The following is a 14,826-nucleotide window of genomic DNA, read 5'->3' as shown; positions in this document are numbered from 1 at the left end:
GTAGGCGCCGGACGACCCAGACGCGGTCGCGGTGCGGCATGTGTCAGTCCTTGTTCGACCCGGCCGAGAGTGCGGACGGGCAATGCCCGCTCTGCGTCGACCAGCTCGTCCTACCGCTGCCGGCGGTTCGGGACGCATCCGGTCGGTTCGTGTCGCTGCGGGGTGTCCGATGATCGGGCGGCCCCGGGGTGAGGTGGTGTTGACCTCGGCTGGTGACCTGATGGTGATCCGGCCGAAGCGGCTCGAACTGCCGCAATGGCTGGTAATTCCCGGCCTGCTGCTGCGCTGGGGCTGGCGGGCGCTGTGGTGGTGCCTGCGGCATCCGATGGCTACGGCCTCGTCCGCGCTGCTGCTGACGGTCTACGTCGACTATGGCTGGTCGGGTCTGGTCACGCTGCTGGTCCTGGTGGCCGGGGTGTCGGCGGTGTGGCGTTGGCGGCACGAGTCGTCGTGGTGGGCCTGGTTCGCCGGCCCGTTGCTGGGCTGGTTCCGTCGGGCGTTCGTCTACCGGCGGGTGTGGCGCGAGGCCATGACCCTGTGCGGCCTCGCCGAGCGGTACGACCACCAAACGATTCTGCCCCGGCTGCTGTCGGTCCGCTCCGATCCCGCGTTGGACGTGCTGACGATTCGGATGGTGCGCGGTCAGACGCCGGAGGACTTCCAGCGGGTCACGCCGAACCTGGCGTACGCCTTCGGGCGGCGGCATGCCCGGGTGTACTCCGAGCACCCCGACGACCCACCGACGAGGGTCGGCCGGTGGGCGTGGCTGCTCCGTCTGGTCGACCGGGTGCGGTTCCGGGACCGGCCGAGCGTGGTCTACCTGGTCCTGGTCCGCACCGACGCGCTCCGCACCACCGTCCCGCCGTTCGAGGTGCCGGCGGTGCCGGACTTCACCGCGCTGCCCCTTGCCCGGCGGGAGGACCTGAGTACCTGGTGCCTGCACCTGCTGGCGACTCACGTCCTGGTCGGCGGCGCCACCCGACGTGGCAAAGGGTCCGTGCTGTGGTCCCTTGTCCGGGCGCTCGGTGGCGGCGTCGCGTCGGGGCTGGTCCGGCTGTGGGTCATCGACCCCAAAGGTGGGATGGAATTCGCCATGGGGCGGCCAATGTTCGCCCGGTTCGCCTGCAAGTCGTTCGAGGCCATGGCCGACCTCCTGGACGAGGCGGTCACCGTGCTGCGGGAACGGCAGACCCGGCTTGCCGGCACGGTCCGGGTCCACACACCGACCGTCGCTGACCCCCTGGTCGTGGTCGTCATCGACGAGATGGCCGCGCTGACCGCCTACCTTCAGGACACCGAACTGCGTAAGCGGATCGCGGGATCGTTGCGGCTGCTGCTGTCGCAGGGCGCCGGGGTCGGCGTCCTGGTGGTGGCGGCGTTGCAGGACCCGCGCAAAGAGGTGCTGCCGTTCCGGGACCTGTTCCCCACCCGCATCGCGCTCGGCCTCACCGAAGCGTCGCAGGTTGACATGGTCCTCGGTGACGGTGCCCGCAACCGAGGCGCGCTGGCCGACCAGATGCCGCGCTGGGCCAAGGGCGTCGGGTACGTCATCCTCGACGGCACCCCGGAACCGGCCCGGGTGCGCTTTTCCTACATCTCCGACGACGAGATCCGGGCCATGGCCGCGACCTATCCGGCGCCGGTGGATGCGGCGGACATCCTCGCCCAGGTCGGCCGGGAAACCGCCGACGAACCCGCGCGGCCAGCCCTGCCCCGGCAACGGTCGTCCGGGCCACTGCTCCCCGACGCGCTGCTGAACCTCCTCGACCCCGACCGGAACCGCGACGGGGGTGAGCGGCCGTGACTGACTCGACCGGACGCCGGTTCTACCGCCTCCGCACTCCCGACGACACCGGAGCAGGCACGGCCGTGTCGGTCCGTGTCGACTCCGACCGGCCCGACCCGTACCCCGTCTACCTCGCCGTAGGTGCCGGCCGTCGCCGCATGTACCTCACCCCCGGCGAGGCGTGGGCGCTGTGGCGGTGCCTGTCCGAAGCCGTCGCCTCCCTCGGCGACCCGCCCGACAACATCCGCACCACCATCCGACCGGCCCGGAGGTAGCTGATGAACTCCTGTGCTCTCCACCCCACCGAGCCGGCCTGTAACCGGTTGGGCCTCATCGAGATCGAGGACGGGACCGGCGCGCGTGCCTGGACCTGCGACGAGCACGCGATCCGGGCCATCTGGACCATCGACGGTGCCCACGTCGTCAGGGACCTCCGCACCGAGCGGACGGGGGCTGGCCGATGATGCGGGTACGTGCCGAAGCTGCGGTCCGGCTGCTGATCCTGCTCGCCATCGGCGGGATGGCCGGCGCTGCCGCGTTCACCCATGTCCATGACCTGACCGTCGCGCACGGGCAACCCGACTGGATCGGCTGGGCCAACGCGGTGGCCGTCGAGCTGATGGCTATCTACCTCGGCCTGGAGATCCGCGCCCGGCGCCGGGCCGGTCGTCCGGTCGGGTTCATCGCCGTGCTCCTGGTCGGCTTCGCCATCCTGTCCCTCGCCGCGCAGGTCGCCGAAGCCGAACCGTCCGTCTGGGGCTGGATCGTGGCTGCGGTGCCCTCACTCGCGTTCCTAGCCCTGGTCAAGGTTGTGCTGTCCAGCGCACCCGCCATCGCCCCGGCCGTCGACGACCAGGCGCCGACCGTCCTCAACGAACCCGACCCGGAACCCGTCCACGTCGCCCCCGAACCGGTCCAGGAGCGCGCCCCGGTCGTCTACGCACCGGTACCCACCCCATCGCGGCCGGGGCCGTCGGCGGTGCTGCCTCCGCTCGGCGTCGTCCACCCCGCCCGGACCGTCGGGACCGCACGATGATCGCACCAACGCTTCCCGGTCTCGGTCACCCCGCCCCGACCCCGGAGCAGGCTCGGCCGGGGTCGCGGGCGGCACGGATGGGCCTACCCCGCGCCGTCGACGTCCTCAAGGACGTCGCCACCGAATACGGCGTCTGCATCCGCCCTCTCGCCATGCGCCGTACCGATCTCAACACCGGGCAGACCGAGGTCATCGACCTGCCCTGCGGCGCGACCCGGGAGGACAAGTGTCCGCCGTGTGCCAAGAAGAATCGCCGGCTGCGGCGGGCGCAGATCCGGGAAGGCTGGCACCGCGACGACGAACCCCTACCCGGCCCCGAACCCGCCACCGAGGAACAGAAAGCCCTCATCGTGCTGCGGGCACACCTCGAATACGGCCGCGACGAAGCCACCCGCGCCTCCGAGTGGGACCAGGTCGAAGACCTCGACCAGGGCATCCGAGAGGTAGAAGAAGCGATCACGGCCGAAGGACTGCGCGGGCGGGTCGGCCCACCCCACCAGACCGACGACGACGGCCAGGGCGACGAGGACACCGGCCGGCGACGCAAGCGCTCGACCCGGCGGCGGCAGGACGCACCCGAGCTACCACGCCGCAAGGTCGAGCGCCGCACGGTCGGCAAGACCTACACCGCCCCGGACGGCTCGACCTACCGGCCGTCGATGTGGCTGACGCTCACCCTGGACTCCTACGGACCGGTCCGTCCCGACGGCAGCCCGGTCAACCCCAACCGGTACGACTACCGACGGGCAGCCTGGGACGCGGTCCACTTCCCTCGCCTGCTCGACCGGTTCTGGCAGAACCTCCGACGCTGCGAAGGCTGGAACGTCCAGTACGCCGGCTGCGTCGAGCCGCAACGACGACTCGCCCCACACGCACACTTCGCCATCCGGGGCACCATCCCGCGCGACGTGCTGCGCACCGTGGCAGCAGCCACCTACCACCAGGTGTGGTGGCCAGCCGTCGACGTCCAGCGCTACACCCGCGACCATCCGCCGGTATGGGACCAGCAGGCGGCGGCGTGGGTCGATCCGGCCACCGGGCAACCGTTGACCACCTGGACCGAAGCACTCGACGCCATCGACCAAGACCCCGACGCCGAACCCGCGCACGTAGTCCGGTTCGGCGCCCAGTTCGACGCACGCGGCGTCATGCCCGGCACCGACGACGCCGAACGCACGATCCGGTACGTCACGAAGTACATCACCAAGCAGACCGGCGACTGCCACAAGCTGACCACCGAACGGCAGCAACGCCACCTCGACCGACTTTGGCAGCAACTCCAGATCACGCCCTGCACCGACCGGTGTTCGAACTGGCTGCTGTACGGCGTCCAGCCGAAGAAGGCGCACGCCAAGCTCAAACCGGGCCGGTGCCGGGGCAAGGTCCACCAGCGGGAAACGCTCGGCATCGGCGGCCGACGAATCCTTATCTCCCGCGACTGGTCCGGCAAGACCCTCGCCGACCACAAACACGACGCCAAAGCCTGGGTCCGCGCGCTCCTCGGCGTCACCACCGACCACGCAAGCGCACCCGAAAGCCAGGGCGACAACCCCGAACGCGTCCGGCACGCCTGGGAACTCGCCCGACCGGATGACCCGGACGTCGGCCCCATGTCCCACCGGCTCATGCGTGCCATCTCGGAACGCGCCCGATGGCGTACCGAACTGCTCGCCGCGAAGGACCGGGCGGCCCAGGGAGCCATGCCCGCCCTTTCGGCAACCGCGACCAGTGCAACGGCAAACGGGGAGGCGTGACCACAGTGGACGAGGTTCTGACCATCGAGCAGGCAGCGGTTCGGATCCAGATGAGTGAGCGCTACATCCGGCGGCTCATCGCCGAGCGGCGTATCCCGTTCCACAAGCTCGGCCGGAGCGTCCGCATCAGGGCCGTCGACCTGGCCGCGCACCTGGACGCCGGACGGGTCGAGCCGATGACCGCCTCCGACGTGTGGAGCGGGATGCGGAGGGTCGCCTGATGGCGAACAAGGAGGGACACCGCCGGTTCGGCAACCTGCGCAAGCTCCCATCCGGCCGCTATCAGGCGCGGTACCCCGGGCCGGACGGTCGGCTGCGGTCGGCACCAGAGACTTTCGCTCGGAAGTCCGACGCGGAGCGCTACCTGACGCTGGTGGAATCGCAGATCGCCCGGCGCGAGTGGATCGACCCGGAGCGGTCGAAAGTCAAACTCGTCGACTACGCGGAACGCTGGATCGCGCAACGGCCGAACCTGCGGCCTCGCACCATTCACCTGTACGGCTGGCTGCTCGGCAAGCACATCACGCCCTACCTCGGCGGTGTCGAGCTGGGCCGGCTGGACACGCCGCTGATCCGGGAGTGGCGCGCGCAACTGCTCGGCAACGGCGTCTCGGAGAGCATGGCGGCCAAGGCGTACCGGCTGCTGCGGGCGGTGCTGATGACCGCCGTACGGGAAGACGAGATCCTGCCGAAGAACCCGTGCCGGATCACGGGCGCCGACCAGGAGAAACCGGCCGAACGACCCGTGCTGACCATGGCACAGGTCTTCGCCCTGGCCGATGCCGTACCACCCCGGTACCGCGCCCTGGTCCTGCTGACCACCTTCGGTTGCCTGCGCTGGGGCGAGGTGACGGCGGTGCAACGCCAGGACATTGACACCAAGGCGGGGACGGTACGGGTCCGTCAGGCGTTCACCGAACAGCGGGGCGTCGGCCTGGTCCTCGGTCCACCGAAGTCCCGAGCCAGCCGGCGCATGGTTAGCCTGCCTCCGGCCGTTGTCTCGGCAATCGCCGATCACCTCGCCGCCGAGGTCGACGACAACCCCACCGCGTTCGTGTTCACCACCGAGAGCGGGCGGACCATCTGGCGAGGCAACTTCAACAAGCTGGCCAACTGGAAAGCAGCCGTTGCGAAAGTCGGTCAGCCGAACCTGCACTTTCACGACCTACGCCACACCGGAAACACCCTCGCCGCGCAGACCGGGGCCAGCACCCGCGACCTGATGGCCCGGATGGGTCACGACTCACCGCAAGCCGCGCTGATCTACCAGCACGCGACGGCCGAAGCCGACCGGGCCATCGCCGCCGCGCTGAACGCGGCCGTCCGCGCCGAGCAGAAGGGCGAACGGAAGAAGGCGAAGAAGACCGACCGGAAGACTGACAAGAAGTCCGACGGCAAGAAGGCCAAGAACAAGGCGCGCAAGACGGATGGCACGCGGCCCGGCGACCCGGACGACGGTGCGGCCGGCGCCCTGGTGCACCTGGCCTAATGGCACGCTAACGGCACGCGACGCGATGACGAATCTTGGAACATCGAAGGCCCTGGCTGGGACTGACGTCCTGACCAGGGCCTTCGGGTTGGAGCGGGTGACGGGAATCGAACCCGCACTGTCAGCTTGGGAAGCTGATGTTCTGCCATTGAACTACACCCGCGAGCGGACCCCACTGTACCCGGTCCGGTCCGATCATGCACTCACCCTCCCCCAGCTACGGCTCCGAGCGCTCTGTCACCCCTTCGGATCCCGCGCGAACCACGCCGCGCCGCCTCGTTTGCAACATCGGCCACGGCTAGTAACCTCCGCCTCACCTGCAACTATGTCTCTGCGTCATTGCAGAGCAACTCTCCGAAGGCAAAGGGTGTGGCAATGGCGTTTCGTGGACTGCGGTTGTCGTCGCGTTCCGGCATGACCGGCATGGCGAGCTCGTTTCTCGTCCTGCTGCTCGCGGCCGGCCCGGCGGTGGCGGCACCTCCGGGCTCGGCCGGACAATCCGCCGAACCGGGCTGCGCCGAGACAACCAGAGGCCACCCCCACACCACAGCGCCGAACGCCAAGGCCAAGCCCGGTGTGCCGCACGCTGCCGAGCCCAACGAACTGACCCCGGGCGAGGCCGCCGAACTGGACCGGGCGCTCGACTCGGCGTACGCGCAACGGGTCGGGGTGGCGCCGCTCGGCGTACCGGGCAAGCTCAGGATCACCATCGACGTGGTGTTCCACGTCGTCAGCGAGAATCGGACCCGGGCGGACGGAAACATCCCACTGTCCCTGATCCACGCCCAGATGAAGGTGCTGAACGACGCCTTCGCCGGGCGTACCGGTGGAGCCTGGACGCCGTTCCAGTTCAGGTTGAAGAAGGTGAACCGGGTGGTCAACCCGGCCTGGTATCCGATCGTGGCGGAGAGCCCGGCGGAGACGCAGATGAAGCGTGCGCTGCGGGTCGGCGGCAAGCACACCCTGAACATCTACACCGGATTGCTTGACGACGAGTTGCTCGGCTGGGCCACCTTCCCGGAACGCGAACTCGACCCGTACGACGGGGTGGTGGTGCTCGCCGAGTCACTGCCGGGCGGCACGGCTGCGCCGTACAACGCGGGTGACACGGCGACTCACGAGGTCGGGCACTGGCTGAACCTCTACCACACCTTCCAGCAGGGCTGCTCGGGTCAGGGCGACCACGTCTACGACACGCCTGCCGAGGCGGAGCCGGCCTTCGGCTGCCCGGAGCGGCGGGACACCTGCACGACGAAACCGGGCCTCGACCCGATCCACAACTTCATGGACTACTCGGTCGACGCCTGCATGTACGAGTTCACGTACGGTCAGATGTTCCGGATGCTCAAGGCGTGGAAGGCGTTCCGGGAGCCGTAGGTCAGGGTGTCGGGACCGGCTCCGCCTCGGCGGCCCGACGCCGGCCGCGTCGCCTCGGCCCGGTGGCGGTGTCTCCGCCTGCGGTGCCCACGCCGACGTTGCCGGCGCCGGCCGGGTCGAGCCAGACCTGGACCGCCGGTCGCTCGGACCGGTCTCCGGCGGCGAGCGGGGTGGCGCCGTTGCTGCCGTGCCGGGCCACCATCGCCACGTCGACGGTGAACTCGAAGAGCCGCCAGTCGACCTGCGGCGCGGCCCGCAGGTTGCCGGCGAGCCGTTCCACCCGCGCCTGGTCGGTCACCGGGCGGGCCCGACCGGCGACGTAGGCCTCGTCGTCGCTGTCCTCGGGCGGGAAGGAGTGCAGCGCGTAGCGCCCGTCCCGTTCGAGGTCGCGCCGCTTCGGGGAGTCGACGACGAAACAGAAGAGTCCCTCGTCGGTGATGACCGGGGACACCGGGTGCACCCGCGGCCCACCGTCGGCGCGCACGGTCGCCAGGTAGCCGAGACCCGGACCGTACTGCTGGATGAGAACGCGGATCGCGTCGGCGAGTCGGGGCTCGTCAGAGGCGAATTCGGACCAGGATGCCATGGCCACATTCTATCGAACACATGTTCGATCACCTACCCCGATCCCACCCTCATCCCACCCATCGGCCAGGTCGTGGCCGGTCGGCTCCGCTCGACCGCTAAGGTGATCCGGTGCTGCTCTCCGACCACGACCTAGTGATCGAGATCAAGGCGGGCACGCTCGCGCTGGAGCCGTTCGAGCCCGCGCTGGTGCAGCCGTCGAGCATCGACGTACGCCTGGACCGGCTCTTCCGGGTCTTCAACAACCACCTCTACACGCACATCGACCCGGCGGTGCAGCAGGACGAGTTGACCTCGCTCGTCGACGTGCCGGACGGCGAACCGTTCGTGCTGCACCCGGGTGAGTTCGTGCTCGCCTCCACCCTTGAGGTGATCTCGCTCGGCGACCAGCTCGCGGGCCGGCTCGAAGGAAAATCCAGTTTGGGCCGGCTCGGCCTGCTCACCCACTCGACCGCCGGCTTCATCGACCCCGGGTTCTCCGGGCACGTCACGCTGGAGCTGTCGAACGTGGCCAACCTGCCGATCCGGCTCTGGCCCGGGATGAAGATCGGCCAGCTCTGCATCTTCCGGCTCTCGTCGCCGTCCGCCCACCCGTACGGGTCGGCCGTCTACGGCTCGCGTTACCAGGGGCAGCGCGGCCCCACCCCGAGCCGATCATGGCAGAACTGGCGCACCTGGCCCACCCGCTGAAAGCGGCAACCGGAACCCCGACGCCTGCCGGCCACGGACCCCAACGGACCCCAACGGAGGAACCCCCGCCGCAGTTTGCGCGACGGGGGTTCTTCCGTTGACACGGTCGGCTGGGCGACGTCAGCCGGGTCTGCCGAAGCTGTGGATCTCGCCGTCGTCCATCCGCTTCATCTTCACCGGCTCACCGGCCCGGGAGGCGTGCACGATCCATCCGCCGCCGACGTACATGCCGACGTGGCTGAGGTCGGCGTAGTAGAAGACGAGGTCGCCGGGGCGTAGCTCGGAGCGGCTGACCGACTTCACCTGGCCACGCTGTGCCCGGGCGTTGTGCGGCAGCGACACGCCGCCCTTCGCCCAAGCGGCCAGGGTCAGGCCGGAGCAGTCGTACGAGCTGGGGCCTTCCGCACCCCACTTGTACGGCTTGCCGATCTGGGCGCAGGCGAACTTGACCGCCTGGCCGGCCGGGCCGCCGGGGTACGTCGCCGGGCAGGGCGCGGGCCGCAGCGGGCCGGCGGAGCCGTTCCCGTACGCCTGGATCCGCAGCTTCTGTAGCCGGTCGACCTCGGCGTCGATCTCCTTCTTCTTCGCGGCCAGCTCCGCCTCGGTCTTGGTCAACTGGGTGACCAACCGGTCCAGCGGGGCCTTCTGGGCGGCGTACTTGTTCTTGAGGTCAACGACCGTCTGCACCTCGCGCGCCTGCTGCCGCGCGAACTGGTCGAGCACCGAGAGTTGACCGACCAGCGCGGTCGGCGACTTCGTGGTGAGCAGGGCGTTGACGGCCGAGGCCTTGTCGCCCTTGTACGCCTCGACTGCGAAGTCGCTCACCCGGTTCATCGCGGCGTCGATCTGCGCCTGGAGCGGGGCGATCTTCTTTTGCAGTGCGGCGGCCTGCTTCTTCTTGGCGGTCAGGTCCTGCCGGGTGGCGTTGTGCTTTTCGACGACCGGTTCCAGTTTCCGCCAGGCGGTGTCGATCTGCTGTTCGATCTCGGCCACCGACGGTTCGGCGAGTGCCGGCGTCGTGCCGGTGAACAGCACGGCGGCACTGGCCAGGGCCGTCAGCGCGATGGCGAGAATGGACCTTCGAGGGCGCGGCTTCACTTTCCCGGCGTCGGTGGAGACCGACCGGAGGGATTGCGACCGCAGCGGGGCAGGGGGAGCCACCGGGGTCCGTACTCCTTCTTCCGTAGCCCGCCTACCGGGTTAGCTGACGGGTTCGGGCGGGAAGATTGTCGCCCTACCGCGTGAGACGCGGATTCACCCCATGAAGCTCGGGTCCCCGGTTCGCTGAGTGTGACGATTCGGCGGTGTCGAGACGTCGCCACCCGGTCAGGCGGCCTGCCGTCGGCTCGACGGTCCCCAACACTAGAGAAGGGTGTTATCCAAACGCAACCCCGTGATCTGAGTCGATTCGTTAGGTATTTGATCGGTCGCTGACGGTGGGAGCCTTCGATTCATCGAGGCGACGCCGCGAACTCGCTGATCACGCTCGGTATACGTGAAAGATTTCTACATTGTGCGGAGCTTGGCCGGAAGGTATTGACCGACAACGGTCCCGGGTGGAGGGTGATCACCAGGCCCACCCCCGGCTAATGGAGGTTCGATGCTTCCCACAAAACAGCCGCTGACCAGGAGAATCGCGCTCGGCGTCGCAGTCGTCGGCACCGCCGCGCTGCTGCCGGCCGGCCCCACGCCGGCCGCCGCCTCCGCCTCCGCCGACATCCGGCAACAGGAGTACGCCGCGGCAGCGGCCGAGTTCGGCGTACCCGAGAGTGTGTTGCTCGGCGTCTCCTATCTGGAATCCCGCTGGGACACCAACGCCGGCACCCCGAGCACCAGCGGCGGGTACGGCCCGATGCACCTCACCGACGTCGCCGGGCTGGCCGACACGCCGACGGAGCACCCGGAGCACGGCGAGGACCGGCGCGGTGACCCGGCCAGACCCGCCCGGCCGGCGACCGGACCCGCCGGTCCACACGTCGACCGAAGCACCGACGCGCCGCCCGGCGGACAGACCCAGGACACCGCCGACGCGCCGCCCGGCGGGCAGACCCTGGACGCTGCCGTCGCGCTCACCGGAGCCGACGAGCAGGCGCTCCGCACCGAACCGGCGGCGAACATCCGGGGCGGGGCGGCGCTGCTGGCGTCGTACCAGCAGGAGCTGGCCGCGCCGACGGGCCGGACCAGCGACCCGGCGGCCTGGTACGGCGCGGTGGCCCGGTACGCCGGCAGCGACCGCGCCGACGCCGCGGCCGCCTTCGCCGACGAGGTGTACCGGACCATCGCCGAGGGTGCCAGCCGGACCACCGACGACGGCCACCGGATCACCCTGCCCGGCCACCCCGACCTCGCCCCGCAGCGCTCCTGGCTGGACCGGCTCGGCCTGCCCGGCAGGCCCCGCCCGGACGGGCTGGAGTGCCCGCGCGACATCTCCTGCGAGTGGATCCCCGCCCCCTACCAGGAGTTCGGGGACGGCGACTACGGCAACCACGACCTCTCCGACCGGCCCGCCCGGCAGAAGATCGAATACATCGTCATCCACGACACCGAGGGCAGCTACGACACCACGCTGCGGCTGGTGCAGGACCCGACCTACGTGAGCTGGCAGTACACGCTCCGCTCGGCGGACGGGCACATCGCGCAGCACATCAAGGGCAAGGACGTGGCCTGGCACGCCGGCAACTGGTACGTCAACGCCAAGGCGATCGGTCTCGAACACGAGGGGTACGCCGCCCAGGGCACCTGGTACACCGAGGCGATGTACCGGACCTCGGCCAAGCTGGTCCGCTACCTCGCCGCCCGGTACGACGTCCCGCTGGACCGCAACCACATCATCGGGCACGACAACGTACCCGGCATCCTGCCGGCGAACGTGCGCGGCATGCACTGGGACCCCGGCCCGTACTGGGACTGGTCGCACTACTTCGACCTGCTCAGGGCGCCGTTCCGGGGCGTCGGCACCCCGGTCGCCGGACTGGTCACCATCGACCCGGACTTCGCCACCAACCGGCCGGCCTTCACCGGCTGCCAGAGCGCCGGTGTGCCCTGCCCGTCCCGTGGATCGTCGTCGGTGATCCTGCGCAGCGCGCCGGCCGCCGACGCGCCGCTGGTGAACGACATCGCACTGCGCCCGGACGGCACCCCGAACACCATGCACATCTCCGACCACGGCGCGCGGGCCTCGGCCGGGCAGACCTACGCGCTCGCCGGCCGGCAGGGCGACTGGACCGCGATCTGGTATCTCGGGCAGAAGGCGTGGTTCCACAACCCGAGGAGCAACCCCACCGCCAAGTGGACGGTCGGGCTGGTCGCGACGCCGAAGCCGGGCCGGGCCAGCATTCCGGTGTACGGCAGGGCGTACCCGGAGGCCGACGCCTACCCGGCCGGCGTACCGGTGCAGGCGGTCACGCCGTTGCAGTACACCCTCGCCGCCGGGCAGCGGTACGCCGTCGGCAACCTCCTGCCCAGCGAGTACTACCGGGCCACCACCTTCGACGGCTCGTCACCCGGTGACTGGACGGTGATCCGGGGCGACCTGCGGTACGTCCAGATCCAGTTCGGTCACCGGATCATGTTCGTGAACGCCGACGACGTACACCTGCTGCCGTCGCCGGTCGGCGCACCGCGAGCGGGCTAACCAGCCGGCTGCGCGGGTTGGGCCGTGGTGCCGGTGGGGTCGGTGGCCGCCCCGACGACGGCGGTGAGCACGTCGTCGAGGGTGACCACCCCCATCGGCACCCGCCCGTCGCTGACCAGCACCATGTGCCGGCGCTCCCGGCGCATCGACAGCAGCAGGTCGGCGAGGCTGCGCTCCGGCGGCACCACGGCCAGCGGCCGGAGCAGCTCGATCGGCACCGGCGCCCGGCGGGCCGCACCGGAGTACCCGAGGACGTCCTTGACGTGCACGAAGCCCAGCACCCGGCGGGTGGCCCGCTGCACCACCGGGAACCGGGACCGGCCGGTACGGGTCGCCAGCACCTCCAGGGAGGCCGGAGAGACGTCGTCGGCCACCGTGGTGACAGTGGCCCAGGGCCGCAGCGCGTCGGCGGCGGTACGCCGGTTCAGCGCCAGCGCGCCGGTGATCCGGGCGTGCTCCTCGGAGCCGAGCAACCCTTCGGTACGCGCCTGCGACACCAGCCCGGCCAGCTCCTCGGCGGTGAATACCGTCTTGACCGCGTCGGTGGCCTCGACCCGCCACAGCCGCAGGATCCGGGCCGACGCCCACTTCATCGCCAGCAGCAGCGGCTTGGTCGCCACGCAGAACGCCAGCATCGCCGGCCCGAGCCAGAGCGCGGACGGCTCCGGCCCGGCCAGGGTGATGTTCTTCGGCACCATCTCGCCGATCACCGTGTGCAGGAAGACCACCAGGCCGAGCGCGATCACGAAGGCGACCGGGTGCACCGCACCGTCCGGCAGCCCGACGGCGTGGATCGGCACCTCCAGCAGGTGCGCCAGGGCCGGTTCGGCGATGGCGCCGAGGCCGAGCGAGCAGATGGTGATGCCGAGCTGGGCACCCGCGATCATCAGCGGGATCTGGTTCATCGCCGACAGCGCCCACCGGGCCCGCTTCGACCCCGCCGCCAGCGGTTCGAGCACGGTACGCCGGGAGGCGATCAACGCGAACTCGCTGCCCACGAAGAAGGCGTTGCCGAGCAGCAGCCCGACGGTGATCAGCAGGTTCATCCGACGGCCTCCTCGGGTCGGACCACCCGGACCTGCTCGATGCGGTGCCGGACCACCTCGACCACGGTGAACTCGTAGCCCTGCTCCTCGACGGTCTCGCCGGCCACCGGGATGTGGCCGAGCCGGGCCAGCAGGAACCCGGCAAGCGTCTCGTACGGGCCCTCGGGCAGCCGGAATCCGACCCGTTCGACGAGCTCGTCCCCGCGCAGCACCCCGTCGACGAGCACGGCGCGTTCACCGCCCGGCACCGTCAACTCCACCGGGCTCTCCTCGGCGGTGTCCCGGGCGGTCGAGTCCGGCTGCGGGGTGGAGTCGTCAGCAACCGGATCGAACTCGTCGGCGACCGGGTCGAACTCGTCGGCGATCTCCCCGACCAGTTCCTCGACCAGGTCCTCCACCGTCACCACACCGTCGGTGCCGCCGTACTCGTCGACCACGATCGCCAGGTCCGCACCGGCACCGCGCAGCGCCGCGAGTACCCCGTCCAGGTCGAGGCTCTCCGGCACGTACACCGGCTCCCGGGCCACCGCGGCCACCGTGGTGCAGGACCGCCGGTTCGGTGGTACGCCGAGCGCGTCGACGACCCCGGCCACCCCGGTGACCAGGTCGACGGTCTCCTCGTAGACCGGAAACCGGGTCCGGCCGGTCTGCTGGGCCAGGGCCAGCAGCTCGGCGACCGTGGCGCCGGCCCGCAGCGCGACAACGTCGACCCGGGGCGTCATCGCCTCGGCGGCCCGCTTGTCGCCGAACCGGATCGTCCGTTGCAGCAGCATCGCGGTCTCCCGGGGCAGCGCACCGGCCTGCGCGGAGATCGCCGCCAGCAGGCCGAGTTCCTCGGGTGACCGGGCGCTGGCCAGCTCCTCCTGCGGTTCGACGCCGAGCCGTCGGACCAGCCAGTTGGCCGAGTTGTTCAGGGCCCGGATCAGCCAGCCGAAGATCCGGGAGAAGGCCCGCATCGGCCCGGCGGTGGCCAGCGCGGCCGGCATCGGCCCGGCCAGCGCGGCGTTCTTCGGCACCAGCTCGCCGAAGAGCATCGAGAGCAGCGTCGCCAACGCCAGTGCGAGCAGCGGGGTGACCCGCCCGGTGGCGTCCCCGGCGATCGGGCGGAGCAGCGGTGCGAAGAGCTTCGCCAGTGCCGGCTCGGCGAGATAGCCGGTGAGCAGGGCGGTGATGGTGATCCCGAGCTGCGCGCCGGAGAGCTGGAAGGAGAGTTCCCGCAGCGCCTTGCGGACCGTACCGGCCCGCCGGTCGCCGCCGGCCACCCGCCGGTCGAGTTCCGCCCGGTCGACGGTGACCAGCGCGAACTCGGCGGCGACGAAGAAGGCGTTCCCGCCGGTCAACAGGGCGAAGCCGGCCAGTGGCAACAGGGTGCCCAGGAGTAGGGCGTCGATGATGGGTTCACCTCGACCGTGGTTGCGTCCCGCCCGCG

General features: G+C 70.5%; 13 protein-coding genes, 1 tRNA gene and 1 riboswitch. Of the genes, 9 read left to right on the top strand and 5 right to left on the bottom strand.

Annotated elements, in window-relative coordinates:
• Positions 1–169 precede the first annotated feature (169 nt).
• From CLT71_RS22950 to CLT71_RS22925, 6 genes are all read left to right on the top strand, one after another.
• Positions 170–1,804, top strand: a complete 1,635-nt coding sequence (locus tag CLT71_RS22950) for an FtsK/SpoIIIE domain-containing protein (RefSeq protein ID WP_199187685.1) — start codon at positions 170–172, stop codon at positions 1,802–1,804.
• Positions 1,801–2,061: a hypothetical protein gene (locus tag CLT71_RS22945; protein ID WP_101368919.1), complete on the top strand. Its 261-nt coding sequence runs from the start codon at positions 1,801–1,803 to the stop codon at positions 2,059–2,061. Before CLT71_RS22950 ends, CLT71_RS22945 begins: the two co-directional genes overlap by 4 nt.
• A gap of 185 nt (positions 2,062–2,246) precedes the next feature.
• The gene (locus CLT71_RS22940; protein ID WP_101368918.1) at positions 2,247–2,822 is read left to right on the top strand and encodes a DUF2637 domain-containing protein; all 576 of its coding nucleotides are present in this window, start codon (positions 2,247–2,249) and stop codon (positions 2,820–2,822) included.
• A complete protein-coding gene (locus tag CLT71_RS22935) occupies positions 2,819–4,576 on the top strand; it encodes a replication initiator (RefSeq protein WP_101368917.1) in 1,758 nt (585 codons plus the stop codon). Before CLT71_RS22940 ends, CLT71_RS22935 begins: the two co-directional genes overlap by 4 nt.
• 5 nt (positions 4,577–4,581) lie before the next feature.
• Positions 4,582–4,797 (top strand): helix-turn-helix domain-containing protein, encoded by a 216-nt coding sequence (locus CLT71_RS22930; RefSeq protein ID WP_486483398.1) that lies wholly within the window; start codon positions 4,582–4,584, stop codon positions 4,795–4,797.
• Positions 4,797–6,065, top strand: coding sequence for a tyrosine-type recombinase/integrase (locus CLT71_RS22925; RefSeq protein ID WP_101371707.1), 1,269 nt, complete (start codon positions 4,797–4,799; stop codon positions 6,063–6,065). The genes CLT71_RS22930 and CLT71_RS22925 overlap by 1 nt, the downstream gene beginning before the upstream one ends.
• A gap of 89 nt (positions 6,066–6,154) precedes the next feature.
• On the opposite strand, the gene CLT71_RS22920 is transcribed toward CLT71_RS22925, so the two are convergent.
• A tRNA-Gly gene (locus CLT71_RS22920) sits at positions 6,155–6,228 on the bottom strand.
• A 212-nt stretch (positions 6,229–6,440) separates the two neighbouring features.
• On the opposite strand from CLT71_RS22920, the gene CLT71_RS22915 reads away from it, so the two are divergent.
• Positions 6,441–7,442, top strand: a complete 1,002-nt coding sequence (locus tag CLT71_RS22915) for a zinc metalloprotease (RefSeq protein ID WP_101368915.1) — start codon at positions 6,441–6,443, stop codon at positions 7,440–7,442.
• Position 7,443: 1 nt separating this feature from the next.
• On the opposite strand, the gene CLT71_RS22910 is transcribed toward CLT71_RS22915, so the two are convergent.
• A complete protein-coding gene (locus tag CLT71_RS22910; protein ID WP_101368914.1) occupies positions 7,444–8,028 on the bottom strand; it encodes a pyridoxamine 5'-phosphate oxidase family protein in 585 nt (194 codons plus the stop codon).
• Positions 8,029–8,138: 110 nt separating this feature from the next.
• Between CLT71_RS22910 and dcd the strand changes: the two genes are divergently transcribed.
• A complete protein-coding gene (gene dcd / locus CLT71_RS22905; protein WP_101368913.1) occupies positions 8,139–8,717 on the top strand; it encodes a dCTP deaminase in 579 nt (192 codons plus the stop codon).
• Positions 8,718–8,837: 120 nt separating this feature from the next.
• Here dcd and CLT71_RS22900 read toward each other — a convergent pair whose 3' ends face one another.
• On the bottom strand, positions 8,838–9,878 hold the full coding sequence (locus CLT71_RS22900; protein ID WP_101368912.1) for a C40 family peptidase: 1,041 nt from the start codon (positions 9,876–9,878) through the stop codon (positions 8,838–8,840).
• Between the two features lie 12 nt (positions 9,879–9,890).
• Positions 9,891–10,031, bottom strand: a riboswitch (cyclic di-AMP (ydaO/yuaA leader).
• Positions 10,032–10,317: 286 nt separating this feature from the next.
• Here CLT71_RS22900 and CLT71_RS22895 point away from each other — a divergent pair.
• Positions 10,318–12,351 (top strand): peptidoglycan recognition protein family protein, encoded by a 2,034-nt coding sequence (locus tag CLT71_RS22895; RefSeq protein ID WP_101368911.1) that lies wholly within the window; start codon positions 10,318–10,320, stop codon positions 12,349–12,351.
• Here the strand turns inward: CLT71_RS22895 and CLT71_RS22890 are convergent.
• Positions 12,348–13,397: a hemolysin family protein gene (locus CLT71_RS22890; RefSeq protein WP_101368910.1), complete on the bottom strand. Its 1,050-nt coding sequence runs from the start codon at positions 13,395–13,397 to the stop codon at positions 12,348–12,350. The genes CLT71_RS22895 and CLT71_RS22890 overlap by 4 nt on opposite strands.
• The gene (locus tag CLT71_RS22885) at positions 13,394–14,761 is read right to left on the bottom strand and encodes a hemolysin family protein (protein WP_101368909.1); all 1,368 of its coding nucleotides are present in this window, start codon (positions 14,759–14,761) and stop codon (positions 13,394–13,396) included. The genes CLT71_RS22890 and CLT71_RS22885 overlap by 4 nt, the downstream gene beginning before the upstream one ends.
• Between the last annotated feature and the right edge of the window lie 65 nt (positions 14,762–14,826).

The organism is Plantactinospora sp. CNZ320 (assembly GCF_002846275.1).
Note: the sequence above shows the minus strand (reverse complement) of the source record. Positions and strands in the feature narration are given on the sequence as shown.